The 26,568-nt window shown below is 67.2% G+C and carries 23 protein-coding genes and 1 tRNA gene; 18 read left to right on the top strand and 6 right to left on the bottom strand.

Going from position 1 to position 26,568, the window contains the following annotated elements; genetic code table 11:
- Positions 1-91: 91 nt before the first annotated feature.
- Positions 92-1,333 carry a threonine ammonia-lyase IlvA gene (gene ilvA, locus KY389_RS02505; protein WP_219829211.1) on the bottom strand — a complete coding sequence of 414 codons (1,242 nt, stop codon included), beginning with the start codon at positions 1,331-1,333 and terminating at the stop codon, positions 92-94.
- Between the two features lie 147 nt (positions 1,334-1,480).
- Between ilvA and KY389_RS02510 the strand changes: the two genes are divergently transcribed.
- Positions 1,481-2,710 (top strand): argininosuccinate synthase, encoded by a 1,230-nt coding sequence (locus KY389_RS02510; RefSeq protein ID WP_219829212.1) that lies wholly within the window; start codon positions 1,481-1,483, stop codon positions 2,708-2,710.
- Positions 2,707-3,243, top strand: a complete 537-nt coding sequence (gene mog, locus KY389_RS02515; protein WP_219829213.1) for a molybdopterin adenylyltransferase — start codon at positions 2,707-2,709, stop codon at positions 3,241-3,243. The genes KY389_RS02510 and mog overlap by 4 nt, the downstream gene beginning before the upstream one ends.
- Here the strand turns inward: mog and KY389_RS02520 are convergent, their stop codons facing one another.
- Positions 3,244-4,104 (bottom strand): N-formylglutamate amidohydrolase, encoded by an 861-nt coding sequence (locus tag KY389_RS02520; RefSeq protein WP_219829214.1) that lies wholly within the window; start codon positions 4,102-4,104, stop codon positions 3,244-3,246.
- Positions 4,105-4,242: 138 nt separating this feature from the next.
- On the opposite strand from KY389_RS02520, the gene KY389_RS02525 reads away from it, so the two are divergent.
- From KY389_RS02525 to rpsO, 4 genes are all read left to right on the top strand, one after another.
- Positions 4,243-4,317: transfer RNA gene (locus KY389_RS02525), tRNA-Val, on the top strand.
- 83 nt (positions 4,318-4,400) lie between these two features.
- On the top strand, positions 4,401-4,526 hold the full coding sequence (gene ykgO, locus KY389_RS02530; RefSeq protein WP_028725484.1) for a type B 50S ribosomal protein L36: 126 nt from the start codon (positions 4,401-4,403) through the stop codon (positions 4,524-4,526).
- 207 nt (positions 4,527-4,733) lie between these two features.
- The gene (locus KY389_RS02535) at positions 4,734-5,645 is read left to right on the top strand and encodes a calcium-binding protein (RefSeq protein WP_219829215.1); all 912 of its coding nucleotides are present in this window, start codon (positions 4,734-4,736) and stop codon (positions 5,643-5,645) included.
- Positions 5,646-5,787: 142 nt separating this feature from the next.
- Entirely contained in the window at positions 5,788-6,057 is a 270-nt protein-coding gene (gene rpsO / locus KY389_RS02540) for a 30S ribosomal protein S15 (protein ID WP_219829216.1), read from the top strand.
- Positions 6,058-6,192: 135 nt separating this feature from the next.
- Here rpsO and KY389_RS02545 read toward each other — a convergent pair whose 3' ends face one another.
- Entirely contained in the window at positions 6,193-6,381 is a 189-nt protein-coding gene (locus KY389_RS02545) for a hypothetical protein (RefSeq protein WP_219829217.1), read from the bottom strand.
- A 197-nt stretch (positions 6,382-6,578) separates the two neighbouring features.
- On the opposite strand from KY389_RS02545, the gene pnp reads away from it, so the two are divergent.
- A complete protein-coding gene (gene pnp, locus KY389_RS02550) occupies positions 6,579-8,720 on the top strand; it encodes a polyribonucleotide nucleotidyltransferase (RefSeq protein WP_219829218.1) in 2,142 nt (713 codons plus the stop codon).
- 58 nt (positions 8,721-8,778) lie between these two features.
- Here the strand turns inward: pnp and clpB are convergent, their stop codons facing one another.
- The gene (clpB, locus tag KY389_RS02555; protein ID WP_219829219.1) at positions 8,779-11,409 is read right to left on the bottom strand and encodes an ATP-dependent chaperone ClpB; all 2,631 of its coding nucleotides are present in this window, start codon (positions 11,407-11,409) and stop codon (positions 8,779-8,781) included.
- A gap of 160 nt (positions 11,410-11,569) precedes the next feature.
- Between clpB and pyrF the strand changes: the two genes are divergently transcribed.
- From pyrF to KY389_RS02580, 5 genes are all read left to right on the top strand, one after another.
- Positions 11,570-12,250 carry an orotidine-5'-phosphate decarboxylase gene (gene pyrF, locus KY389_RS02560; protein ID WP_219829220.1) on the top strand — a complete coding sequence of 227 codons (681 nt, stop codon included), beginning with the start codon at positions 11,570-11,572 and terminating at the stop codon, positions 12,248-12,250.
- A 368-nt stretch (positions 12,251-12,618) separates the two neighbouring features.
- A complete protein-coding gene (locus tag KY389_RS02565; protein WP_219829221.1) occupies positions 12,619-16,062 on the top strand; it encodes a chromosome segregation SMC family protein in 3,444 nt (1,147 codons plus the stop codon).
- Positions 16,063-16,111: 49 nt separating this feature from the next.
- Complete coding sequence (locus KY389_RS02570) at positions 16,112-16,567, top strand: RidA family protein (RefSeq protein ID WP_219829222.1); 456 nt, start codon at positions 16,112-16,114, stop codon at positions 16,565-16,567.
- Complete coding sequence (locus tag KY389_RS02575; RefSeq protein WP_219829223.1) at positions 16,567-17,316, top strand: glycerophosphodiester phosphodiesterase family protein; 750 nt, start codon at positions 16,567-16,569, stop codon at positions 17,314-17,316. Before KY389_RS02570 ends, KY389_RS02575 begins: the two co-directional genes overlap by 1 nt.
- 110 nt (positions 17,317-17,426) lie before the next feature.
- Entirely contained in the window at positions 17,427-18,569 is a 1,143-nt protein-coding gene (locus KY389_RS02580; protein WP_219829224.1) for a GNAT family N-acetyltransferase, read from the top strand.
- Positions 18,570-18,649: 80 nt separating this feature from the next.
- On the opposite strand, the gene KY389_RS02585 is transcribed toward KY389_RS02580, so the two are convergent.
- Positions 18,650-19,135, bottom strand: coding sequence for a peroxiredoxin (locus KY389_RS02585; RefSeq protein ID WP_219829225.1), 486 nt, complete (start codon positions 19,133-19,135; stop codon positions 18,650-18,652).
- A 78-nt stretch (positions 19,136-19,213) separates the two neighbouring features.
- Here KY389_RS02585 and KY389_RS02590 point away from each other — a divergent pair, with 78 nt between their 5' ends.
- The 3 genes from KY389_RS02590 to copM are packed head-to-tail and all read left to right on the top strand — an operon-like array spanning position 19,214 to position 21,452.
- Positions 19,214-20,416, top strand: a complete 1,203-nt coding sequence (locus KY389_RS02590; protein WP_219829226.1) for an NAD(P)/FAD-dependent oxidoreductase — start codon at positions 19,214-19,216, stop codon at positions 20,414-20,416.
- Positions 20,413-21,000 carry a 16S rRNA (guanine(966)-N(2))-methyltransferase RsmD gene (gene rsmD, locus KY389_RS02595; RefSeq protein ID WP_219829227.1) on the top strand — a complete coding sequence of 196 codons (588 nt, stop codon included), beginning with the start codon at positions 20,413-20,415 and terminating at the stop codon, positions 20,998-21,000. Before KY389_RS02590 ends, rsmD begins: the two co-directional genes overlap by 4 nt.
- Positions 21,001-21,059: 59 nt before the next feature.
- Entirely contained in the window at positions 21,060-21,452 is a 393-nt protein-coding gene (gene copM / locus KY389_RS02600) for a CopM family metallochaperone (RefSeq protein WP_219829228.1), read from the top strand.
- Positions 21,453-21,477: 25 nt separating this feature from the next.
- On the opposite strand, the gene KY389_RS02605 is transcribed toward copM, so the two are convergent.
- Positions 21,478-22,650: a pyridoxal-phosphate-dependent aminotransferase family protein gene (locus KY389_RS02605; protein ID WP_219829229.1), complete on the bottom strand. Its 1,173-nt coding sequence runs from the start codon at positions 22,648-22,650 to the stop codon at positions 21,478-21,480.
- 291 nt (positions 22,651-22,941) lie between these two features.
- On the opposite strand from KY389_RS02605, the gene KY389_RS02610 reads away from it, so the two are divergent.
- Genes KY389_RS02610 through dinB form a run of 3 tightly spaced genes read left to right on the top strand, consistent with a single transcriptional unit; the run spans position 22,942 to position 26,485 of the window.
- The gene (locus KY389_RS02610; RefSeq protein WP_219829230.1) at positions 22,942-24,642 is read left to right on the top strand and encodes an ABC transporter ATP-binding protein; all 1,701 of its coding nucleotides are present in this window, start codon (positions 22,942-22,944) and stop codon (positions 24,640-24,642) included.
- Positions 24,639-25,361 carry a CAF17-like 4Fe-4S cluster assembly/insertion protein YgfZ gene (gene ygfZ / locus KY389_RS02615; protein WP_219829231.1) on the top strand — a complete coding sequence of 241 codons (723 nt, stop codon included), beginning with the start codon at positions 24,639-24,641 and terminating at the stop codon, positions 25,359-25,361. The genes KY389_RS02610 and ygfZ overlap by 4 nt, the downstream gene beginning before the upstream one ends.
- Entirely contained in the window at positions 25,358-26,485 is a 1,128-nt protein-coding gene (dinB, locus tag KY389_RS02620; protein WP_219829232.1) for a DNA polymerase IV, read from the top strand. The genes ygfZ and dinB overlap by 4 nt, the downstream gene beginning before the upstream one ends.
- Positions 26,486-26,568 lie beyond the last annotated feature (83 nt).

Below are 26,568 nucleotides of genomic sequence, written 5' to 3' on the forward strand. Positions count from 1 at the left end.
GACACATCCTTAGCCGGGATGTCGTAAAGCGGCGGTAAACCGCATCGCGCCGAAAGGATCAAACTTGACGGTTCACTGCGATTAAGCAGCGTCAGACCAGCAATTCGGACAGGATTTCGTCATTGGTGATGTCGCGATAGGCAAAGCCCGAACCATCCAGACGCGCGGTCAGCGCGACCAGATCGGCCGGGTCCGAAGTCTCGATTCCGATCAGGACCGAGCCGAAGTTGCGCGCCGATTTCTTCAGATATTCAAAGCGGGCGATGTCGTCATTCGGCCCCAGAAGGTCCAGGAAATCGCGCAGCGCACCGGGCCGTTGGGGCATCCGCAGCACGAAATACTTCTTGATTCCCAGCCAGCGCTGTGCACGCTCTTTGACTTCGGGCAGGCGTTCAAAGTCGAAATTGCCGCCCGAACAGACCGCCACGACCGTCTTGCCGGTCAGATCGTCCAGATCGCCCAGAACGTCAAGCGCCAGCGCGCCTGCCGGTTCCAGCACAACGCCTTCGGTGTTCAGCATCTCCAGCATGGTGCGGCAGATGCGGTCCTCGGGGGCCAGATGCACGTCATGTTCGCTGAACCGCGCCAGCGCCTCGAAGGGCAGGGCGCCGATGCGCGCGACGGCCGCCCCATCGACGAAGCTGTCAACCGCGGGCAGGGCGACGGGTGCCCCCGCGCGTAGTGCCGCCTTCAGGCTGGCCCCGCCAAGCGGCTCGGCAAAGGCAAAACGGGTGACCGGCGCCTCGGCGGCAAGATATTGCGTGACCCCCGCCGACAAGCCCCCCCCACCCACCGGCAGCACGACCAGATCGGGCGCGCGACCCAGCTGGGCCAGTATTTCGAGGCCCACGGTGGCCTGGCCCTCGATGATGTCGGGCGCGTCGAAGGGCGACAGGAACTGCGCGCCCTTCTCGGCGCAGAAGGCCTGCGCGGCGGCAAGGGTCTGGTCGAAATAGTCGCCGGTCAGCACGATCTCGACCGCGTTGCCGCCAAAGACCTGGGTCTTGTCGATCTTCTGCCTGGGCGTCGTGACCGGCATGAAGATCGTGCCGCGCGCGCCGAAATGGCGGCAGGCATAGGCCACGCCCTGCGCATGATTGCCCGCGCTGGCGCAGACGAAATGCCCGCCGCCGCCGGGCCGCGCCAGCTTGCGCATCGCGTTGAAGGCGCCGCGCAGCTTGTAGCTGCGGACGGGCGTCAGATCCTCGCGCTTGAGCCAGATATCGGCGCCGTATTTCGCCGACAGGTGGTCGTTGCGTTGCAAGGGCGTGGGCTCGAACAGGTCGCGAAGCGCGGCCTCGGCCAGACGGACGGCGGCGACAAAGTTTTCCATGCCCCGCCCATGCCGCGAAACGCGGGTCTTGGCAAGCGCCCTGCGCTGCGCGGGCCGTGGCGCGGGCAGGGGGCGCAATCGCGGTCTCGGCCTTGTGAGAGGATGAAAATCGCCTTATCCCCTGACAAAATTTGAAGGGGTCACCGCATGTCCGACGCGCCGAAAAAAGTCGTCCTTGCCTATTCGGGGGGGCTTGATACCTCGATCATCCTGAAATGGCTCCAGACAGAATATGACTGCGAGGTGGTGACCTTCACCGCCGATCTGGGCCAGGGCGAAGAACTGGAACCCGCGCGCGAGAAGGCGCTGATGCTGGGCATCAAGCCCGAGAACATCCACATCGTCGATGTGCGAGAGGAATTCGTGCGCGATTTCGTCTTTCCGATGTTCCGCGCCAATGCGCTCTATGAGGGGATGTATCTGCTGGGCACGTCCATCGCGCGGCCGCTGATCTCGCAGCATCTGGTGCGCATAGCCCAGGAATCGGGCGCGGATGCGGTGGCGCATGGCGCGACCGGCAAGGGCAACGACCAGGTTCGCTTCGAGCTCAGCGCCTATGCGCTGGACCCGTCGATCAAGGTGATTGCGCCGTGGCGGGAATGGGATCTGACCTCGCGCACGAAGCTGATCGAGTTCGCGGAAAAGCATCAGATTCCCATTGCCAAGGACAAGCGCGGCGAGGCGCCCTTCAGCGTGGACGCGAACCTGCTGCACACGTCCAGCGAGGGCAAGGCGTTGGAGAACCCCGCCGAAGCCGCACCCGATTACGTCTATCAGCGCACGGTAAACCCCGAGGATGCGCCCGATCAGCCCGAGTTCGTCGAGATCACCTTCGAGCGGGGCGATGCCGTTGCAATCAACGGCCAGGCGATGTCGCCCGCCACGATCCTGACGCGGCTGAACGAACTGGGCGGCAAGCACGGCATCGGGCGGCTGGATTTCGTCGAAAACCGGTTTGTCGGCATGAAGTCGCGCGGCATCTACGAGACGCCGGGCGGCACGGTCCTGCTGGAGGCCCATCGCGGCATCGAGCAGATCACCCTGGATAGCGGCGCGGGGCATCTGAAGGATTCGATCATGCCGCGCTATGCGGAGCTGATCTATAACGGCTTCTGGTTCAGCCCCGAGCGCGAGATGCTGCAGGCGCTGATCGACAAATCGCAGGAACATGTCACCGGCACGGTGCGGCTGAAGCTCTACAAGGGTCTGGCGTCCTGCGTGGGGCGCTGGTCGGATCATTCGCTCTACAGCGAGGCGCATGTCACATTCGAGGACGATGCCGGCGCCTATGACCAGAAGGATGCGGCAGGTTTCATTCGCCTGAACGCGCTGCGTCTGAAGCTGATCGCCAACCGCAACGCCCGCGTGGCGAAATGACCGCCGGGGCCGCGCGCATCGCCATCGTCACCGTCAGCGACCGCGCGTCGCGGGGCGAATACGAGGACAGGGGCGGCCCCGGTGCCGAGGCCTGGCTGCGGGGCGTCATCACCTCGCCCATGATCATCGACCGCCATATCATCCCCGATGGGCGCGACAGCGTGGCGGCGACCTTGCGCGACCTGGCGGACGGGGGCGCGGACCTGATCCTGGTCACCGGCGGAACCGGCCCCGCGCCGCGCGACCTGACGCCCGAGGCCGTGGCCGACGTCATGGACAAGGAACTGCCCGGCTTCGGAGAGGAAATGCGCCGCGCCTCGCTGCGCGAGGTGCCGACCGCGATCCTGTCGCGCCAGACCGCCGCGATCCGCGGCAAGACGCTGATCATCACCATCCCCGGCAAGCCTGCGGCCATCGCGACCTGCCTGGACGCGGTTTTTGCTGCCGTGCCCTATTGCCTGGACCTGATCGGCGCCGCGCGGATCGAGACCGACCCCGCCCGGATCAAGGCATTCCGGCCCAAGGACGCCTGATCACTCGGCTGCGATCGCGTCCTGTTCCTCGGAGTCCAGGCGCGACAGGTCGCGGATCACGCGGCGCATCCGTGCGGCGAAATCCTCGAAATCGGGGCGCGGCATGATCGTCTTTTCGTCCATGTAAAGCGAGCGGTCGATTTCCAGCTGGACAACATGCACATTCTGGCTGGGCCGCCCATAGGCGGCGCAGATATAGGCCCCCGAAAAGGGCGAGTTGCGCCGGATGCGCCAGCCCTGGGCCTCGACCGCCGCGCAGACCGCATCCGATACCCGCGCCGAGGCCGACATACCGTGGCGGTTGCCCAGCACCATGTCCGGGCGCGGATCTTGCAGATGCGCCAGGGCGTCATGCGGCATGGAATGCATGTCGATCAGGATGGCGCGGCCGAATCGCCTGCGCGCCTCGGAGATCAGCGCAGCGAGGGCCTGGTGGTAAGGCTGCCAGAAGGTTTCGATTCGGCGCTCGGCCTCGGCGCGGTCGATGGGGCGTTCGTGGATCGCGCGCCCCTGCGAGACAACGCGAGGAATCACCCCAAGCCCGGCCAGCGTGCGCTGGTTCAGCGGATGGCGCGGCACGCCGCGCACGACCAGCGGGTCGATCTCGTCCGGGCCGCGGTTGAGATCGACGATGCAGCGCGGCACCAGCGAACACAGCGAAACCGCGCCGAAATCGGGGGCGCAGGCGATCAGGCGATCAACAAAGGCGTCCTCGGACGACCGCAGCGCCTGGACAGGCAACCGTGTGTTGTGCAGGAACCAGTCGGGATAAAGGCAACCCGAATGGGGCGAAGCGAAAATCACTCCGGCCTTCCAGCGGTCGGGTCTGTGCAGCAGGAATGGCAGTTCGGCCTGGGACAAGTGGCTTTTCCGACGGTGATCCGTGAAACCTTATAGACTGGAAAAACATGTTGCCGATAGGTCTTGAATCCCATCTGGCGCCTCTGTATAGGATCGCCAACCACGAGGGAAAGGGCGAAGCCCCAGGACTTCGAGGACGGGCGGTTAGCTCAGCGGTAGAGCACTACGTTGACATCGTAGTGGCCACTGGTTCGATCCCAGTACCGCCCACCATTCTTTCGCCGCCCCCGGCCGATTGTCGGGGGTCTTTCGTTTTGACGGCGGCAGCGCAGCGGCCGCGATGATGGAGAAGACCGATGAAGGTTCGCAACTCGCTCCGCTCGCTCAAGAGCCGGCACCGCGACTGTCAGATTGTGCGCCGCAAGGGCCGCATTTACGTGATCAACAAGACCAATCGCCGTTTCAAGGCCCGTCAGGGCTGAGGCCAGTCCCGCAGAGGATGTTCTGCGGATCACGGACAAAATGGACCCGTCGCAGCGATGCGACGGGTTTTTTCGTCCCGCCCGAGCCGCTCGGCGGGTGGTTAAGGTTTTCTTAAGTTTACCGCTTCGCCGCGCGCCCTGTCAGGTTATGATGTGACTGGCCGCGCGTTGCGGCTGTTGTCCTGTCCTGTGGTGAAGGGTCCGCCAATGTTGCTCATCGGCAGTCTGATCGGTCTTGTCCTGGCAGCATTCGTCATGGAATCCGGCCATTCCGGCCACGAGGACATCAGCGACGATGATGCACTGGCCCCCGATCCCGAGGACGATAACCTTCCCCCGGTCATGCCCGGCCCGGACGGCAATCCTGCCGCTCCGCGTCAGATCGTCGGCGGCGACGGCGGCGACACGCTGATGGGTAGCGCGGGCGACGACGTGATTCGCGGCGGCGCCGGTGCGGATGATCTTCGCGGCGGGCTTGGCAACGACACGATCCATGGCGGCGGCGGCGATGACTGGATCCAGGGCGATGCGGCCTATGGCGAGGGTGGCAATGATGTCATCTTCGGTGGCGACGGCAACGACCACCTCAACGGGCAGGGCGGCAACGATCTGATCCATGGCGAAGAGGGTGACGACACGATCTTTGGCGGCGAGGGGAACGACACGCTGTTCGGCGGGCCGGGCAATGACTGGCTGTCCGGCAATGACGGCGACGACGTGCTGGTCTCGACCGAGGGGTCCGACGATCTGGATGGCGGGCGCGGCAATGATGTGCTGATCGGCCATGACGGTCCCGAAACGGTCTGGATGAACGGAGGCGAGGGAGACGATACGTTGATGCCTGGCGCGAATGACTTCGCCTCGGGGAATGCGGGGGCGGATACCTTCGTGCTGCGCCAGCCTCCGAAGGGCTTCCCGACCATCGCGGATTACGATTCGGCCGAGGACCGGATCGAACTGCACCTGTCCGAGCGCGTTGCCCGGTCCGCCCAACTGGGCCTGCGCGAAGACCTGGACGGCACCTGGCTGCTGGAGGTCAACGGTCAGCCCGTCGGCCGGCTGTTGCAGCATGGCGGTCTGCGGCTCGAAGATATCCGCATCGTCCCCGTCCGCGACTGAGCGGCTGCCTTGGGGCTTTCCTTTCCGCTGATTCTCGGTTATGGGCGCGCATCCTGTCGCCCTGACGGGCTTCAGAGCAAGTGGCCTGTGCTGGACGACATCCCGGCCTGCGCCTTCACCCAGGATCCCAAAGGAGTATCCGATGTCGATTACCGTTGAAGAAAAAGCCCGTGTCATCAAAGAATTCGGCACGAAAGAAGGCGATACCGGCAGCCCCGAGGTGCAGGTCGCGATCCTCAGCTCGCGCATCGCCACCCTGACCGAGCATTTCAAGACGCACAAGAAAGACAACCACTCGCGTCGCGGTCTTCTGAAGCTGGTCGCGCAGCGCCGCAAGCTGCTGGACTATCTGAAAGCCAAGGATGAGGCACGCTATAGCGCGCTGATCGCCAAGCTGGGCCTGCGCCGCTGATCCTGCGCGCCTGATGCGACAGACAAGACGCCTGCGGCTCCGTGCTGCGGGCGTTTCCTTTTTGCCCTTGGTCGCACAGGTGGGACAAGTCGAATCACCCGCACGATGATCGCGCGGTCGATGGCCGACATTGCGTCAGGGCTCGATCGGTCTTGCGGCTGTCGAATCCAATGTGACGCGACATCTGGTCCCGTTGCCTGCCTCGTGCAGACTCGCGTCCGGGATCAGCAGCGCCAGCAGCGCCAGCAGCGCCAGCAGCGCCATGCCCGCGAAATCCGCCGTCCGGATCAGGGCCAGCGCCACCCGGCGCCATGGGCGGGCCAAGGCTTGATGCATGGCGCAGGGGCCGCTGGCTGGTCCGGGCGCACCCCTTTCCAACTGCCCCGATTTCCTGTATGCGGCCGGAATCTGTGACGTGACGCTTCGACCCCGGCGGACGCGAGAGGATTGGGGTCGGCGGCAATGGGGCCGCCATATGACACGGGATGCCGGAGGGCCGGACCATCCCCAGAGGACATCAGATGTTTGACGAAGTGAAGAAATCAATCCAGTGGGGCCAGGAAACGCTCACTCTGGAAACGGGCAAGGTTGCCCGTCAGGCCGACGGCAGCGTCATCGCCACCTTGGGCGAGACCAGCGTCATGGCCAACGTCACTTTCGCGAAGGAACCCAAGCCCGGGCAGGACTTCTTCCCGTTGACGGTTCACTATCAGGAAAAATACTACGCCGCCGGCAAGGTGCCCGGCGGTTTCTTCAAGCGCGAGGCGCGCCCGACGGAAAAGGAGACGCTGACCGCGCGTCTGATCGACCGTCCCTGCCGCCCGCTGTTCGCGCCGGGCTTCAAGAACGAAGTGCTGGTCATGTGCACCGTGCTGTCGCACGACCTGGTCAACGACCCCGATATCGTGGCGATGATCGCCGCCTCGGCCGCGCTGACCATCTCGGGCGTGCCGTTCATGGGCCCCATCGGCGCCGCGCGCGTCGGCTTCGTCAATGGCCAATATGTGCTGAACCCCGAAGTTCAGGACATGGACCAGCTGCGCAACAACCCCGAACAGCGTCTGGACCTGGTCGTCGCCGGCACGAAACAGGCCGTGATGATGGTCGAATCGGAAGCCTATGAGCTGACCGAGGAAGAGATGCTGGGCGCGGTCAAGTTCGGCCACGAGGCGATGCAACCGGTGATCGACCTGATCATCGAACTGGCCGAAGCCGCCGCCAAGGAACCGTTCGACTATCAGCCGCCCGATTACAGCGCGATCCATGCCCGTGTGAAGGCCCTGGGCGAGACCGAGATGCGCGCCGCCTATGCAATCCGCGACAAGTCGGCCCGTCAGGATGCAGTGGCTGCGGCCAAGGCGGCCATCAAGGCCGGTCTGACCGAGGAAGAACTGGCCGATCCGAACCTTGGCGCAGCCCTCAAGAAGTTGGAATCCGACATCCTGCGCGGCGACATCATCAATGGTGGCGCGCGCATCGACGGCCGCGACACCAGGACCGTGCGGCCGATCGTCAGCGAAGTGGGTATCCTTCCGCGCACGCATGGCTCGGCCCTGTTCACGCGCGGCGAAACGCAGGCGCTGGTCGTGACCACGCTTGGCACCGGCGATGACGAGCAGATCATCGACGCCCTGCACGGGAACTTCCGCTCGAACTTCCTGTTGCATTACAACTTCCCGCCCTATTCGGTCGGCGAGGTTGGCCGCGTGGGCTCGCCCGGTCGCCGCGAGATCGGCCATGGCAAGCTCGCCTGGCGCGCGCTTCAGGCAGTTCTGCCGGCCCCGACGGACTTCCCCTATACGATCCGCGTCGTGTCCGAGATCACGGAATCGAACGGTTCGTCCTCGATGGCTACGGTCTGCGGGGGCTCTCTGTCGATGATGGATGCAGGGGTTCCGCTAAAGGCGCCGGTCGCGGGCGTTGCGATGGGCCTGATCCTGGAAGATGACGGCCGCTTTGCCGTGCTGACGGACATCCTGGGAGACGAGGATCACCTGGGCGACATGGACTTCAAGGTGGCGGGGACCGAAAACGGGATCACGTCGCTGCAGATGGATATCAAGGTCCAGGGCATCACGCCCGCGATCATGGAGCAGGCCCTGGCGCAAGCCAAGGAGGGCCGTCTGCACATCCTGCGCGAGATGGCCAAGGCCCTGACCGAAGGCCGCCGCGAGTTCAGCGCCCATGCGCCGCGCATCGAGACCATGCAGATCCCGACCGACAAGATCCGCGAAGTGATCGGCTCGGGCGGCAAGGTGATCCGTGAGATCGTCGAGGTCTCGGGCGCGAAGGTCGATATCAACGATGACGGCATCATCAAGATCGCCTCGGCCAATGCCGATTCGATCAGGAAGGCCTATGACATGATCCATTCGATCGTGGCCGAGCCGGAAGAGGGCAAGATCTATACCGGCAAGGTTGTCAAGCTGGTCGATTTCGGCGCCTTCGTGAACTTCTTCGGCAAGCGCGACGGGCTTGTTCATGTCAGCCAGATCGCCAACCGCCGCCTGACCCACCCGAACGAGATCCTGAAAGAGGGTCAAGAGGTCAAGGTCAAGCTGCTGGGCTTCGACGATCGCGGCAAGGTTCGTCTGGGCATGAAGATGGTCGATCAGGAAACGGGCGAGGAAATCGTCGAGAAGAAGGAAGAAAACGCCGAGTGATCGGCTGTTCCTGAAAAGGGAAGGCCCCGCGACTGCGGGGCCTTTTCGTTATCAGAGGTCAATGCACCGGCACTTCCGGGCGCGGGCCCTCGCCCACAGCCCCCAGCCTGTCGCCCGCCCGGCCCACGCGGTTGCCCACGATCAGCCCGTCCGGCCCGGCCGTGACCTTGACGACGCTGCCATCCAGAACTTCACCGGACAGCAGCAGTTCTGCCAGCGGATCCTGCAGCGCGCGCTGGATCACCCGCTTCAGCGGGCGCGCGCCAAAGACCGGGTCGTAGCCTTGATCGGCCAGCCACATCCGCGCCGCATCGTCCAGATCCAGCGTGATCTTGCGCCCGGCCAGCCGCTTTTCCAGCCGCGCCAGCTGGATCTGCACGATCCCGTCCATGTTCGACCGCGAGAGCCTGCGGAAGATGATGATCTCGTCCAGGCGGTTCAGGAATTCGGGGCGGAAATGTGCCCGCACCGCCTCCATCACCTGGCGGCGCGCATCGCTGGCATCAGCCTCCTCGGGCAGATGCGACAGTGCCTGCGACCCGAGGTTCGAGGTCAGGATGATCAGCGTCTGCTTGAAGTCCACCGTCCGGCCCTGACCGTCGGTCAACACCCCGTCGTCCAGAACCTGCAACAGCACGTTGAAGACATCGGGATGCGCTTTCTCGACCTCGTCGAACAGGATCACCTGATAGGGCCTGCGGCGCACGGCCTCGGTCAGCACACCGCCCTCGTCATAGCCGACATAGCCCGGAGGCGCACCGATCAGCCGTGCAACGGAATGCTTTTCCATGAACTCGGACATGTCGATGCGGACCATCGCACCGTCATCGTCGAACAGGTATTCGGCCAGGGCCTTGGTCAGCTCGGTCTTGCCCACGCCGGTCGGGCCCAGGAACAGGAAGCTGCCAAGTGGCCGGTTCTCGTCATTCAGGCCGGCCCGCGCGCGGCGCACCGCGTTCGAGACGGCCGTGACCGCCTCGGCCTGCCCGATCACGCGACGGCCAAGCTGCTGTTCCATTTTCAGCAGCTTGTCGCGTTCGCCTTCCAGCATCTTGGCCGTGGGGATGCCTGTCCAGCGTTCGACGACCTCGGCGATCTGCTCGGGACGGACGGCTTCTTCGACCATCAGCGCTTCGCCATCGGCCTGTTCAAGCTGCCTTTCCAGCGCCGGGATGATGCCGTATGACAGCTCGCCCGCGCGCGCCAGGTTGCCCTCGCGTTTGGCCTGATCCAGTTCGGCCCGCGCGCGGTCAAGCTGTTCCTTGAGAGCGCGCGAACTCTCCAGCCGGTCGCGTTCGGCCTGCCAGCGGGCGGTCATTGCGGCGCTCTGCTGCTGCAGCTCGGAAAGATCCTTTTCCAGCCGTTCCAGCCGATCCTTGCTGGCCGCGTCGTCCTCTTTCTTGAGCGCCTCGGCCTCGATCTGCATCTGCAGGATCTGGCGGTCCAGCTGGTCCAGTTCCTCGGGCTTGCTGTCCACCTCCATCCTCAGGCGAGAGGCAGCCTCGTCCACAAGGTCGATGGCCTTGTCGGGCAGGAAGCGGTCGGTGATGTAGCGATGCGACAACTGCGCCGCAGCGACCAGTGCAGCATCGCTGATGCGCACTCCGTGGTGCAGTTCATACTTTTCCTTGATGCCGCGCAGGATGCTGATCGTATCCTCGACGCTGGGTTCTTCGACGAAGACCGGCTGGAAACGCCGGGCAAGGGCTGCGTCCTTTTCGATATACTTGCGGTATTCGTCCAGCGTGGTGGCGCCGACGCAATGCAGCTCGCCCCGTGCCAGGGCGGGCTTGACGAGGTTGGCGGCGTCCATCGCGCCATCGGTCTTGCCCGCACCGACCAATGTGTGAAGCTCGTCGATGAACAGGATGATTTCGCCAGAGGCCGATTCGATTTCCGTGAGGATGGATTTCAGCCGTTCCTCGAACTCTCCACGATACTTGGCCCCTGCGATCAGCGCGCCCATGTCCAGCGCCATCAGGCGCTTGTCGCGCAGGCTCTCGGGCACGTCGCCGTTCACGATCCGCAGGGCAAGACCCTCGGCGATGGCGGTCTTTCCGACGCCGGGTTCACCGATCAGGACGGGGTTGTTCTTGGTGCGCCGCGACAGAACCTGCATGGCGCGGCGGATTTCCTCGTCGCGGCCGATAATCGGGTCGATCTTGCCGTCGCGGGCCGCCGCCGTCAGGTCGCGCGTGTATTTCTCAAGCGCCTCGTAGCTGTCCTCGGCGCTGGCGCTGTCGGCGGTGCGGCCCTTGCGGATGTCGTTGATTGCCGCGTTCAGGGCCTGCGCGTTCACGGCGCCAGCACTCAGCGCGTCGCGGGCATTCGTGTTCACCATGGCCAGCGCCATCAGCATCCGTTCGGCCGGAACGAAACTGTCGCCGGCCTTTTTTGCGACCTGCTCGGCCTCGTCCAGGACGCGGACAAGGGATGGGTCCACATAGACCTGCCCGCCGCCGCCGGTGACACGGGGCAGCTTGGCCACGGCCTGATCGGCGGCCTCCTTGACGCGGCGGGCATCGCCGCCCGCGCGGGTGATGAGGTTCGAGGCCAGGCCCTGATCGTCATCCATCAGCGCCTTGAGCAGATGCTCGGGCATCACGCGCTGCTGATTTTCGCGGATCGCGATGGTCTGTGCAGCCTGGATGAAGCCGCGCGACCGCTCCGTGAACTTGTCCATGTTCATCGGGTCACTCCTTGTTGCAAAGCCCCCGGGGCGCGGGCGCCCGTTCGCGGCACACCCCCATCCGGGTCTGATGATCCAGATTTGGGGGCTTTGCGGCGGCTTTCAAGCGCCCGGATCGCATGTCATAAGGCCCTGATTTCGATGACAGGAGAAACGGGCGATGGATGACCGGCTGATCGTGGCGCTGGATGTGCCGAATGCCGTGGCGGGGCTGGATCTGGCCGGGCGTCTGGGCAATGCCGTGGGCTTTTACAAGATCGGTCTGGGCATGTTGACCAGCGGCGGTCTGGCCCTTGCGCGAGAGCTGAAGGATGAGCATGGCAAGCGAATCTTTCTGGACATGAAGCTCTTTGACATCGGCGCCACGGTCGAGGCCGCCGTGCGCGGGCTGGCGCAGTTCGGTCTGGATTTCCTGACCGTGCATGGTGACCCGCATGTGGTCGCGGCGGCCAAGCAGGGCGCGGCGGGGACAGGGCTGAAAATCCTGGGCGTGACGATCCTGACCTCGCTGGACCGGACCGATCTGGATGCTGGGCTGATCCGCGCGGGCGATCTGCACGAAATCACGGTTGAACGCGCCGCCCGCGCCTTCGAGGCGGGTGCTGATGGCGTCATCTGTTCCCCGCGAGAGGCCGCCGCGATCCGCGCCCTGCCGGGGGCGGGGCTGATCGTAACCCCTGGCGTGCGGCCCGCAGGTGCAGCCCTTGGCGATCAGAAGCGGGTCGAGACGCCCCAAGCCGCGCTTCGGGCGGGCGCGGATCACATTGTCGTGGGGCGCCCGATCTGGCAGGCTGCGGACCCGCGCGCCGCTGCCGAGGCAATCCTGGCCGAGATCGCCTGACCCTCGACCAGGCGCAGCGCGCGGGGCATGATGATCGCGTCGGCACCGCGTTCGGCGCCATGCCGTTGCCACGACAGGGTCGGACCGTCGCGAATCTGCCGCGCGTCGGAAGCGGCAGCGCCATCGCGCGAAGTGATCTCGCCGGCCAGCAAGAAGTCAGGATCAGCGCCAGAAAAGGCATCAGGCACCCGGATCAGCGCCGCCAGCCCGCCGCGCCATGAAGGAAGGCAAGGCCGCATCTTGTGGACAAGTCCGGCCTTGGCCTCGATATCTTGCGGGTCGGTTGACTTGGGCGGCGGCTGAGGGAAGAATCCGCCATTGCTCCGAATCTGGCCGTTCCCCGGCCACCCGATCCGACGGACCCGACCTTGCGCTTTGACCGCCTGCGCCTCAATGGTTTCAAGAGCTTCGTGGACCCGACCGATCTGGTCATCCGCGAGGGCCTGACAGGGGTGGTCGGTCCCAATGGCTGCGGCAAGTCCAATCTGCTGGAGGCCCTGCGTTGGGTCATGGGCGAGAACCGCCCCACCGCCATGCGCGGCGACGGGATGGAGGACGTGATCTTCGCCGGCACGACGCGCCGCAGCGCCCGCGCCTATGCTGAGGTCTCGTTGACCATCGACAACCGCGACCGGCTGGCGCCTGCGGGTTTCAACGATCAGGATCAGTTCGATGTTACCCGCCGCATCACCCGCGATGCAGGCAGCGCCTACAAGATCGCGGGCAAGGATGTCCGGGCGCGCGACGTGCAAATGCTGTTCGCCGATGCCTCGACCGGGGCGCATAGCCCGGCCTTGGTGCGACAGGGGCAGATCAGCGAATTGATCAGCGCCAAGCCCAAGGCTCGGCGCCGCATCCTTGAGGAGGCCGCAGGCATCTCGGGGCTTTATGCCCGCCGCCACGAGGCCGAGCTGAAACTGAACGCGGCCGAGGCCAACCTGACGCGGGTGGACGACACGCTGGACCAGCTCTCCGCCCAGGCCGCTACCCTGGCCCGTCAGGCGCGGGCGGCGGCACGCTATCGCGAGATCGGGGCCGCGCTGCGGCGGGCCGAGGGCGTGCTGCTTTACCGCCGCTGGTCGGATGCCGAGGCCGCGCGCCTTGCCGCCACCCAGGCCCTGTCGCAGGCCATGCGTGCAGCGCAGCAAACGGCCGCCGTCGCGGCCGAGGCGGAACAACGCCGCGCCGCGGCCGAGGACAGCCTGCCCGCCCTGCGCGACGAGGACCAGATCGCCGCGGCCCTGCTGCAACGTGTCCAGGTCGAGCAGGAAAGCCTGACCGAGGCCGAGGCCCGCGCCGAGGATGCGATCCGCGCCCTGACCGCCCGCATCGCCCAGCTTGACCGCGATATCGACCGCGAAGAACTGCTGAATCGCGACGCTGTCGATGTGCTCGCCCGTCTTTCCTGGGAAAAGGCCGAGCTTGAGAAGGCCGGGGAAGGTCATGAGGCCCGGCTTGAGGCTGCCTCGCAGGCCGCCGAGGCTGCATCCGAGGCGCTGCGCGAGGTCGAGGCGCGACTGGCCGAACTGACCGACGAGGCCGCGCGTCTGGCCGCCCGCCACCAATCTGCCGAGCGTCTGGCCCATGACCTGCGTGTGATGATGCAGCGCGCCGAGCGCGCCGCCTCGGAGGCCGACGAGGCCGTCGCAGCGGCCGACGCGGCGGGCGAGGCCGCCAGCGCCGCGCTGGATCAGGCCGATGCCGCGCAGGATCAGGCCCGCGACCGCGCCCTGGCCGCCGAGGACGCGCTGGCCGATGCCGAAGCCGCCCGCGCCGCGCTGGAAGCCGCCGAGGCCGCCGCCCGCGCGGCCCGGTCCGAGGCCGAAGGCGAGGCCGCGGCTCTTGCCGCCGAGATGGCCGCCCTGCGCCGTCTGGTCGAACGCGGCCAGTCGGGCGGTGCGACGATCCTGGACCATGTGCAGGTCGCGCGCGGCCTTGAGGTTGCCTTTGGCGCGGCTTTTGGCGACGACCTGTCCCTGCCGCTGACCGATGCGGGCAGCGGTTGGCACGACCTGCCCGACCTGCCCTCGGCACCCCTGCCCAAGGGTGCCGACCCGCTGGCCCCCCATGTGCGCGCGCCCGCCGCCCTTGCGCGCCGCCTGTCGCGGATCGGCCTGGTTCCCGATGCGGCGCGCGCGGCTGCGCTGCAGGGCGATCTGCAGCCGGGTCAGCGTCTGGTGACGCCCGCCGGCGATCTGTTCCGGTGGGACGGGGTGCGGGTCATGGCGGGGGATGCGTCATCCTCGGCCGCGCTGCATCTGCAAAAGGTCAATGAGCTGGCCGAGATTGCCGGACAAGCCGATGCTGCCCGCGCCCGCGCCGACGAGGCTGCCGAGCGTCATGATTCCGCCCGCACCGCCCTGCGTGACGCTGCCGAGGCAGAGAAATCAGCGCGCGACGCCCGACGAGAGGCTGAACGCCTGCTTTCGGATGCCGTGCGCGCCGCGACCCGCGCCGAATCGGATCTGGCTTTGGCCAGCAGCCGGGCCGAGGCCGCGCGCGCCGAACTGGCCCGCCACCGCGCCGATGCCGATGATGCCAACGCCCGCCTGGCCGAGGCCGAGGTGCAACTGGCCGCCTTGCCCGACCGTGCCGATGCTGCGGCGGCGCTGGAACATGCCCGAACCGGGGTCGAGGCCGCGCGCATCGCCAGCATGACCCGCCGCGCCGCCCTGGACGAGATTCGGCGCGAGGCGCAGGCTCGCACCAAGCGCCTGCAGGAAATCGCCAAGGAGGAATCCGGCTGGCGGCTGCGTCTGGATGAGGCCGGCAGCCGCGCCGCCGAACTGGCAGAACGTCGCGACGCGGCGCGCGACGAACTGGCGGGGGCCGAGGCGCAGCCTGCGGTTCTGTCCGAACGCCGCGCCGCCCTGGCCCTGCGCGAGGCCGAGGCGCGCGCCCGCCTGGCCCGCGCCCGAGAGGCGCTGGCCGCAGCCGAGGATACCGCGCGCGCCGCCGCCCTTGCCGCGCGCGAGGCCGAGCGCCTGGCCTCGGATGCGCGCGAGGCCCGCGCTGCCTGCGAGGCCCGCGCCGAGGCCGCCCGCCAGGCCGAGGCCCAGGCCCGCGCCCGCATCGCCGAGGCCACCGACCAGACCCCCGAGGCCCTGCTGGCCGCCTTGGGCCAGATCGACGACTGCCCCGCCGAGACTGTCGAGGCCGAGATCGCCCGCCTGCGCGCAGCGCGCGACGCGCTTGGCGCCGTCAACCTGCGCGCAGACGAGGACAAGATTGCGCTGGAGGCCGAGCGTGACCAGCTTGCGGGCGAAAAAGCCGACCTGGAAGAGGCCATCCGCAAGCTGCGCGCCGGGATCGGCAGCCTGAACCGCGAAGGGCGCGAACGCCTGCTGGCCGCTTTCGAGACGGTCAACGCGAATTTCGCCACGCTCTTCACCACGCTCTTCGGCGGCGGCGAGGCGCGGCTGGTTCTGGTCGAATCCGACGACCCGCTGGATGCGGGGCTGGAAATCATGTGCCAGCCGCCCGGCAAGCGGTTGTCCACCTTGTCGCTGCTGTCCGGCGGTGAACAGACCCTGACCGCGATGGCGCTGATCTTTGCGGTCTTTCTGGCCAATCCCGCGCCCATCTGCGTGCTGGACGAGGTGGACGCGCCCCTGGACGATGCCAATGTCAGCCGCTTCTGCGACCTCTTGGACGAGATGACGCGCCGCACCGATACGCGGTTTCTGATCATCACCCACCACGCTGTGACGATGGCGCGAATGGACCGGCTGTTCGGCGTGACGATGGTCGAACAGGGCGTCAGCCAGTTGGTCAGCGTCGATCTGAAACGCGCCGAGGCTCTGGTCGCCTGAGCCTGCCCGCGTTAGGGTCGCCCCGAAACCGAACCCATGCGAGGACATCATGAGCGTCGAGAAAACCCTTGCCGAAAAAGGCATCACCCTGCCCGAAGCCCCCATGCCCGCCGCGAATTACGTCCCCTTCGTGCAGACCGGCAATCTGGTCTTCGTCTCGGGCCAGATCAGCGCCGACGAGAACGGCCTGATCACTGGCAAGCTGGGCGATGGCACCTCGGTCGAAGAGGGCGCCGCCGCCGCGCGACGCTGCGGTCTGGCGCTGATCGCGCAGCTCAAGGCTGCCGTGGGCGATCTGGACCGCGTGGTCCGCGTCGTGAAGCTGACCGGCTTCGTGAACTCGACCCCCGACTTCACCGACCAGCCCAAGGTCATCAACGGCTGTTCCGACCTGATGGTCGAGGTTTTCGGCGATGCCGGGCGCCATTCCCGCGCCGCCGTCTCGGCGCCCTCGCTGCCTTTTGGCGTCGCGGTCGAGATCGAAGCCGTGTTCGAGATCCGCTGATGCTGGACCCGCGCTTTCTGTCCATCCCGATCGCGCATCGCGGCCTGCACGCGCCGGGCGTGCCGGAAAACAGCCTGGCCGCTGCCCGCGCCGCGATCGAGGCGGGATACGGCATCGAATGCGACATCCAGCCCGGCCCGGATGGCGAGCCGCTGGTCTTTCACGATTACCAGTTGCACCGCCTGACCGGCACGCAGGGCTTCATCGCCGCGACGGATGCGCCGACGCTGGCCGGGCTGCGCCTGATGGGCACGGATGAGCCCGTGCCGACGCTGCGGCAGTTCCTGGACCTGATCGCGGGCCGGGTGCCCTTGCTGATCGAGATCAAGGATCAGGACGGCGCCTGCGGACCGAATGTCGGCACCCTGTCCGCCCGCGTGGCCGAGGCTCTGGCGGGTTACGACGGCCCCGTCGCGGTCATGTCCTTCAACCCGCACATGATCGCCGCCTTCCACGAGGCTGCGCCGGATGTCGCGGTCGGCCTGACCACCTGCGCCTTTGACGAAAAGGACTGGGCGCGCGTTCCCCCCGCCCGTCGCGACGAACTGGCCGCGATTGCCGATTACGATGCGGTGGGGGCGTGCTTCATCTCGCATGACAAGGACGATCTGGACAATCCGCGCGTCGATGCGCTGCGCGCCGCCGGGGCGGGCATCCTGACCTGGACGATCCGTTCCGAGGTCGAGGAGCAGGCCGCCCGCCGCATCGCGCAGAACGTCACCTTCGAGGGCTACCGCGCTGCATTCTGACCGGGCCTTCTGCCCGTCTTGCGACGGGGCGCGCCATTGCGGCGCCCCGCCACACCGGCCCCGTGGCGGCGGGGCCTGACAAGGACGCGCGGCCGGCCTATCTTCGGACCATGACCGACGCGCTGACGCTGAGCACCCATTCCTCGATCGCCGCCATCGACCCTCAGGACTGGGACAGTCTGGGCGACGGCAATCCCTTCACCTCGCATCGTTTCCTGCTGGCGCTGGAGCAGTCGCGCTCGGTCGGGACGGGGACGGGCTGGCAGCCCCTGCATCTGACGCTGGAGCAGGGAGGCCGCATTGTCGGTGCGGCCCCGCTTTATGCGAAATCGCACAGCCAGGGCGAGTATATCTTCGATCACGCCTGGGCGCAGGCCTACATGCGCGCGGGCGGGCATTATTATCCCAAACTGCAATGCGCCGTGCCGTTCACGCCGGCCAGCGGCGCCCGGCTTCTGGCCCGCGACGACGCGATGCGTGCGGCACTGCTGAAGGGGTTGATGGGTCTGACCGAAAGACTTCAGGTCTCGGGTGCGCATGTGACCTTTTGCACCGAGACGGAATCGCGCCTGGGCGCCGAGGCCGGGTTCCTGCCGCGCGTGACGCAGCAATATCACTGGATCAATCGCGGCTATGCCAGCTACGAGGATTTCCTGGGCGCGCTGTCATCGCGCAAGCGCAAGGATCTGCGCAAGGAACGCGCCCGCGCGCAGGCTTTCGGCGGAACGATCCGGCATCTGCGCGGCGATGATCTGAAGCCGCATCACTGGGACGCGTTCTGGACCTTTTATCAGGATACCGGCGCGCGAAAATGGGGCCAGCCCTATCTGACCCGCGCCTTTTTCGACCGCATCCACGACAGGATGCGCGACGAGGTGTTGCTGGTCCTGGCCGAACGCGACGGCCAGCCTGTTGCGGGCGCGCTGAACTTCCTCGGCCCCGACGCCATCTATGGGCGCTACTGGGGCTGCATCGAGAATCACGCCTTCCTGCATTTCGAGTTGTGCTATCATCAGGCGATCGACCATGCGATCGCGCATGGTCTGGCGCGAGTCGAAGCCGGGGCGCAGGGCGATCACAAGCTGGCACGGGGCTACGAGCCGGTGCCCATCCATTCTCTGCACTGGGTCCGCGATGGCGGCTTCCTCCAGGCACTGGCGCATTACCTGGCGCAGGAGCGGCGCGCCATGGCCGAAGAGATCGAGGCGCTGAAGGGGTTCACGCCCTTTCGCAAGAGCGATCCCGGGGGGTAAGGCCGGGGGGACTTTGCCCCCCCGCAGGATATTTGCGCCAAGGCAAAATCAGGGAGGGCAAAATCAGGGAGGCTTTAGCCTCAGACCTTTTCCAGCAGCGACTCGCCTGCACTGATGCCGCAATTGCCGGGGTTGTCCTCGATGTCGATCACCTCGAATGTGCCGTCGCGGAGAAGCGCGGCGAAACGCTTGCAGCGCCCGAAAAAGCCGACCGGCGGGGCATCGAAGTTCAGGCCGAGGGCCCTGGTCAGGCTGCCATCGGCATCGGCCAGAACCTCGATCCCGGCATTTTCGGCGCCCGTCGCGTCGGACCAGGCCTTGATGACGAAGGGGTCGTTCACCGCGATGCAGATGATGCGGTCGATGCCTTTCTGGCGGAACGCATCGGCGGTGCGCACGAAGCTGGGCATATGGGCATTCGTGCAGGTGCCGGTAAAGGCGCCGGGCAGGCCGAAGAGCACCACGCGACCCTGCATCATGCTGTCGGTGGAAAGACTTTCGGGACCGTTCTCGCCGATGCGAAGCAACTGGGCCTGGGGCAGCTTGTCTCCGGGGGTGATGGTCATTGCACGCTCCTGAATTGCAACGGATTCGCACGGACTATAGGCTCTGCCGCAGATCGAGACCAGCGGACAGGATCAAGGATGCGGATCGTCATTATCGGGGCCGGGCAGGCGGCGGCTTCCATGGCAGCGCGGCTGCGTGCCAGGGGCCACAAGGGGCCGCTGACGGTGATCGGGGCAGAAACCGTGCCCCCCTATCAGCGTCCGCCCCTGTCCAAGGCCTATCTTTTGGGGCAGATGGCGCTGGACCGGCTGATCTTGCGCGCGCCCGAATGGTGGCAGGCCCAGGGAATCGAGTTGCGGCTGGGCGAGCGCGCGCTGGCCGTCGATCCTCAGGCGCGCCGGGTCACGACGGATCGAGGTGTTCTGGATTACGACGCGCTTGGGCTGACCCTTGGGGCCGCGCCGCGGCGGCTGCCTGCTGCGATGGGCGGCGACCTGCCTGGCGCGCATGTGCTGCGCGATCTGGCCGATATCGACGCGCTGGCGCCGCGGATGGTCGCGGGGGCACGGCTGGTGGTGATCGGCGGCGGCTATATCGGGCTGGAGGCCGCGGCCGTCGCACGCAAGCTGGGCCTTGAAGTCACGCTGATCGAGGCGGCGCCGCGCATTCTGGGCCGTGTGGCCTCGGCCGAGACCGCTGACATGATCCGCGCGCTGCATCTGGCGCATGGGGTGCATATCCAAGAGGGCGTGGGCATCACCCACATCATCGGCACCGACCGGGCGACCGGGGTTGCGCTGAACGACGGGCGGGTGATCCCGGCCGATCTGGTCATCCAGGGCATCGGCGTCTTGCCGCGCACCGATCTGGCCCAGCAAGCGGGTCTGGCGTTGGACAACGGCATTCGCACCGATCTGCGCGGGCGCTGTTCGCTGCCGGGCATCTGGGCGGCCGGCGATTGCGCCAGCCTGCCGCATGAGGGCGTTCAGATCCGGCTGGAAAGTGTCGGCGCGGCCATCGACATGGCGGAATGCGTGGCCGACGACATGCTGGGGCAAGGGTGCGATCTGGTCCTGCGCCCCTGGTTCTGGTCGGACCAGTTCGACGCCAAGCTGCAGATCGCCGGCTTGAATATGGGCCATGACCATATCGTGACGCGGCCCGGTGCGGGCGATCATGCGGGCTCGGTCTGGTATTACCGGCAGGGGCGGCTGATCTCGGTCGATGCGCTGAACGATCCGCGCGCCTACATGATCGGCAAGCGCCTGATCGAGGCCGGGCTGAGCCCCGCGCCCGAGCAGGTTGCCTCGGCGCCCGATCTCAAGGCGCTGCTGGCATGAGGATCGTCGGTGGCAGCCTGCGCGGCCTGAAACTGGCCGCGTTGGGTGCGGGTGATCCGGCGGCGCATCTGCGGCCCACCACGGACCGCGTGCGAGAGTCGATTTTCAACCTGCTGATGAATGGCCGCCATGGCAATCCTCTGCCTGGCACGCGGGTGCTTGACCTGTTTGCGGGGACCGGCGCCCTGGGGATCGAGGCCCTGTCGCGCGGGGCCGCGCATCTGACGCTGGTCGATGACGGGCGGGCGGCGCAGAGCCTCATCCGCCAGAACCTCAGGCTGGCGCGCTGCGCTGACCGGGCGCGGCTGATCGGGCGCGATGCCACTCGGCTAGGCGGGGCCGAGGGCGCGCCGCATGATCTGATCTTTCTGGACCCGCCTTATGCGCAGGGACTGGGCGAGGCGGCGCTGGCCTCGGCACATCAGGGCGGATGGATTGCCCCCGGCGCGACGATCCTGTGGGAGGAGAGCCGCCCGCCCCGCCTGCCCGGATGGGCGCGTCTGCTCGACCAGCGCAGCTATGGCGGCACGGTCGTCACGCTGCTGCGTCTGCCGCCCGTAGGCGAGGACAGCACGGAAGTGTGAGGGCGCCGCTCTTGCCGACTGGGCGCCGGGCGGTCACGCTGTCGCGAGGAGGTGCGACCATGATGACACGACCTGCTCTGACCCTGACCCTGCTGGCCGCGATGGCGGCGCCCCTGGCCGCGCAGGACCATTCCCATGCCGGACATGACCACGACGCCCATGCCCCGCAGGGCGGCGCCGCCGCGCCTTCGACCCGCGCCTATGCCGAGGCGATGGACCGGATGCACGAGGACATGGCCATCGACTACAGCGGTGATGCCGATATCGACTTTCTGCGCGGCATGATCCCGCATCACGAAGGCGCTGTCGCCATGGCACAGATCGTCCTGGAACACGGCACCGATCCCGAAATACGCGCCCTGGCGGTCGAGATCATCGAGGCCCAGGAGGCCGAGATCGCCCTGATGCGCGAATGGCTGGACCGCATGACGGCCGAGGACGCGGCCCGGTAGGGCCGCGCCGATCAGTCGCTGCGGGTCAATCGCTGCGGGCCAGCGAGGCGGCGGCGGCCTCCAGCGCGCCGGTCCCGTGGGGGATGTCCAGCGCGATCAACCCGGCCTGCATCGCGCCAAGCGTTCCCATCAGCATGGCCGCGTTGCAATGGCCCATATGCGCCACGCGCAGCGCGCCTGCCGGGTCGGGCGCGCCCAGGCCCACGCCAAGCGTGACGCCGCATTCTGCCGTGACCCAGGCCCGCAGCCGGTCCGCGCCGGGCAGCGTCACCGCCGTGACCGAGGCCGCGCGCGCCGCCGCATCCGCCACGCTGGCCCGGATCTCCGGATGACCCTGTCCCCAGGCATCGACCGCCGCCCAGACCGCGCGGGCCAGCCGCGCGTGGCGGCGCCAGGCGGCCTCCAGCCCTTCCTCGTCCAGGATCATCCGCAGCGCCTCGTCCAGCGCATAGAGCTGCTGGACCGGCGGCGTGCCGCCCCAGTATCGCCACAGCGCCTCGGCCCCGGCGCGCAGGTGCCAATCCCAGTAGGGCGTCGTCAGGCCGCTGCGTCCGCGCGCGGCGGCCTTGTCCGAAAACCAGACGAAGGCCGTGCCGGGCAGGCACATCAGCCCTTTCTGGCTGGCCGCGATCAGCACATCGACGCCCCATTCGTCCATCCGCATCGGCGCGCAGCCCAGCGAGGCGATGGCATCCACGACCAGCAGGGCCGGGTGATCGCCCATCGCGGCGCGGATCGCGGGGATATCGGCCATGGTCGCGCTGGCCGTGTCGGTCTGGCAGACCATCACCGCCTGCAACCGGTGCTGCCGGTCCTCGTCCAGCCGTGCCGCGATCCGGGCGGGGTCGGGCGGCAGGTTGCCGAAATCCAGCCGTTCCACCGCGACGCCCATCGTTTCCAGCGTGTCGGCCCAGGACCGGCCGAAATGGCCGCAGGTGACGACCAGAACCGCATCACCCTTGTCGAACAGGTTCGCGGCGGCGGCCTCCCACCCGGCATGGCCGTTGCCGATATAGGGCGCCAGATGCGCCTGCGTCCCCGCCAGCCGCTTCAGCTGCGCCATCACCGACAGGTTCAACTGGGCCAGAGGCTCGGCATAGATGTCGGGCGAGGCTCGGTGCGCCGCGTTCAGAACCCGCATCGGCAGGGGCGAGGGGCCGGGGATGGCAATGATCTCGTGACCTTGGGACAGGCTCATATGTGGCTTTCCTTCACATCGTGCAGAAGCGGTAGGCCCGCGCGCGGGCCTCGTCAACGGGGGCGGCAGTGGGGAAGCGTCATCCACGGGGCCGCCGCCTTGTCGCGCGCCGACCGGGCGGCTATGCCTTGGGGCGCGCCGCCCACCCGGCGGCGCCTAGAAGGAAAGGCCCGGAGATTGGACCCCCGTCCCGACACGCCCGCAGAGACACCTGCCGAGTCCGCCCCTGCGCCCCGTGCGGTCGCACGGCCTCGGATCGGGTCCAGTCATCTGCAGGGCCTGCTGCGGCGAATGTGGAGCGATTATCTGCGCCCGCATCGCGCGGCGATGATCCTGGCCTTCGCGCTGATGACAGTCGAGGGTTCGACCCTTGCGCTGATCTCGTGGATGCTGAAGCCGCTTTTCGACCGCGTCTTCATCGGACAAGAGGAAGGCGCGCTATGGTGGGTCGGCATGGCCATCTTCGGGGTGTTCCTGCTGCGCGCGGTCACGCTGGTCTCCAGCCGGGCGCTGCTGACGCGGATCTCGCTGTCGGTCTCGACCCGGATGCAGACGGACCTTCTGGCGCATATCCTGACGCTGGACAGCCGCTTTTTCCGCGACAACCCGCCCGGCGCCATGATCGAGCGCGTTCAGGGCGACACGATGGCCGTGCAGGGGGTCTGGGCCACGCTGATTACCGGGGCCACGCGCGATGCGATCGCGCTGGTCATGCTGTTTGCGGTGGCGGTGAATATCGACCCTTGGTGGACGCTGGCCGCCTTGGTCGGCGCCCCCATCCTGATCCTGCCGGCCGCGCTGGTGCAGCGCTATATCCGCCGCAAGATGCGCCAGACCCGCGCCAATGCCAGCCTGCGCGCCATGCGCCTGGACGAGGTGCTGCACGGCATCGCCTCGATCCGGCTGAACCGGGCCGAAGCCGACCAGACTGCGCGTTTCGCTGCCATCGTGGGCCAGATCCGGCAGGCGGAAACCAAGGTCGCCGCGACTTCCTCGCTTATTCCTGCGCTGACCGACATCGTCACCGGCATCGGCTTCATCGCGGTGCTGGCACTTGGCGGGCGCGAGGTGATGGAGGGCACGCGCAGCGTCGGCGATTTCATGGCCTTCTTCACCGCGCTGGCGCTGGCCTTCCAGCCGATGCGCCGGCTGGGCGGGCTGGCCGGGACCTGGCAGACGGCGGCCGCCAGCCTCGAGCGGATCTATCAGGTTCTTGACACCAGACCGACCATCATTTCAGGCGCCAGGCTCGATCCGCCGCCCCATACCGCCATTGCGCTGGACGATGTGTGGCTGTCCTATGACGGCCAGCCGGTCCTGCGCGGGCTGACCTTCACCGCCGAAGCCGGCCGCACCACCGCGCTGGTCGGCCCGTCGGGCGCGGGCAAATCCAGCGTATTCAACCTGCTGACCCGCATGATCGACCCGGATCGAGGGCAGGTGACATTGGGCGGCATCCCCGTGCGCGACTACGATCTGGGCGTTCTGCGCGACCAGTTCTCGACCGTGGCACAGGAATCGGCCCTGTTCGACGAAAGCCTGCGCGACAACGTGCTGATGGGGCGCCCCTCGGCCAGCGAGGCCGATCTGGCCCGCGCGCTGGAGGCGGCGCATGTCAGCGACTTTCTGGACGAGACGCGCAGCCTTGACAGCCCGGCCGGCCCCCGCGGCTCGGCCCTTTCGGGCGGCCAGCGCCAGCGCATCGCCATTGCCCGCGCGATCCTGCGCGATGCGCCCGTCCTGTTGCTGGACGAGGCGACCAGCGCGCTGGACACGGCCAGCGAAAGGCTGGTGCAGGATGCGCTGGACCGGCTGTCGCAGGGGCGGACCACGCTGGTCATCGCGCATCGGCTGTCCACCATCCGCAACGCCGACAAGATCGTTGTGCTGGATGCGGGCCGGGTTGTCGAACAGGGCAGCCATGACCAATTGATGGCAAGAGGCGGCGCCTATGCGCGCCTTGTCGCCCTGCAATTCGGAGCCCAGACATGAACCGCCAGATCATCCGCGTCACCGGCGAGGACCGCGAGAACTTTCTGCAAGGTCTTGTCACCAATGACGTGCGCCGCGCCCCCTGCTGGGCGGCGATGCTGACACCTCAGGGCAAATATCTGGCCGATTTCCTGATTGTTCCGGCCCCCGAGGCGCTGCTGATCGACGTCGATGCGCGACTGGCCGATGACCTGATGCGGCGGCTGTCGATGTATCGCCTGCGTTCGCGCGTGGCGCTGGACGCGGTGGACATGCCGGTGGCCCGCGGCACCGGGGCGGCGCCCGAAAACGCCATTCCCGACCCGCGCCACCCCGCGCTTGGCTGGCGAGTCTATGGCGAGGCGGGCGAGGATGGCCGCGACTGGGACGCCATCCGGGTCGAGCATCTGATCCCCGAAACCCTGGTCGAGTTGATCCCCAACGAAACCTACATCCTGGAAGCCGGGTTCGAGCGCCTGAACGGTGTGGATTTCCGCAAGGGCTGTTATGTCGGGCAAGAGGTCACCGCCCGCATGAAACACAAGACCGAACTGCGCAAGGGCCTGGCCCGCCTGCGCATCACGGGCGAGGCCGCCCCAGGCACGCCCATCATCCATGAGGGACGCGAGGTCGGCACCTTGCACACGCAATCGGGCGGGCGCGCGCTTGCGTATGTCCGCTTCGATCGCGTCTCGCCGGGGATGGAGGCCGCAGGGGCGCGGCTGGACCCCGACAGATGAGCGGGCGGGCCGATTCGCCCGGCCCCCTTGCTGGCGCAGGCAAGATTCAGGACAGCCCGCGCAGGATTGTCCATATCGACATGGACGCCTTCTATGCCTCGGTCGAACAGCGCGACAATCCCGACCTGCGGGGCAAGCCGGTTGCGGTGGGCGGCTCGGCGGCGCGCGGTGTCGTCGCGGCGGCCAGCTACGAGGCCCGCGCCTTCGGCGTGCGCTCGGCCATGCCTTCGCTGCGCGCGGCGCGGCTCTGCCCCGACCTGGTCTTCGTGCGCCCGCGCTTCGACATCTATCGCGCGGTCAGCCAGCAGATCCGCGCAATCTTCGCCGATTACACCCCGTTGGTCGAACCGCTCTCGCTGGACGAGGCCTATCTGGACCTGACCGATCACCTGTCAGGGCGCACCGCAACTGCCATTGCACAAGAGATCCGTGCCCGCATTCAGGCGGTAACGGGCCTGACCGCCAGCGCAGGGGTCAGTTACAACAAGTTTCTGGCGAAACTGGCCTCCGACCAGAACAAGCCTGACGGGCTCTGTGTCATCACTCCCGAACGCGGCCCTGATTTCGTGCTGACCCTGCCGGTCGGCAAGTTCCATGGCATCGGCCCCGCCACGGCATCGCGGATGCAGGCGATGGGCATCCACACGGGCGCCGACCTGCGCGCCCAGAGCCTCGATTTCCTCACCCGCCGCTTCGGCAGGGCGGGGCATTACTACTGGAATATTTCGCGCGGTATCGACCACCGCCGGGTTAGCCCTGACCGCATCCGCAAATCCATCGGCGCCGAGAACACCTATCCTGCCGATCTGATGACGCTGGACCAGGTGCTCGATGCGCTGATCCCCCTGGCCGCCAAGGTCTGGACGGCCGCAACGCGGCACCGGATCCGAGGCCGGACGGTCACGCTCAAGGTCAAGTTCGCCGATTTCCAGCAGATCACCCGAGCTCGCACCTTGCCCCAGCCCGTTGCTTCCGAGACGCAATTGCTGGCCCTTGCCCGCGATCTGGCCGCAACCGTCCTGCCCGATCCGCGCGGCGCCCGACTTCTGGGCATCACCCTCTCGCATTTTGACAGCGATGACGGCCCGGCCGCGCAGCTCGACCTGTTCGGCGATCCGGCCTGACAGCCCTTTGCCTTGGCTCAAATATCCTCCGGGGGTGGAAAACGCCCGGCCATCGCGGGACGCAAAAAGCCCCGCGCAAGATC

The organism is Paracoccus bogoriensis, from assembly GCF_019431455.1.
In the GTDB taxonomy this organism is placed as follows: Bacteria; Pseudomonadota; Alphaproteobacteria; order Rhodobacterales; family Rhodobacteraceae; genus Paracoccus; species Paracoccus bogoriensis.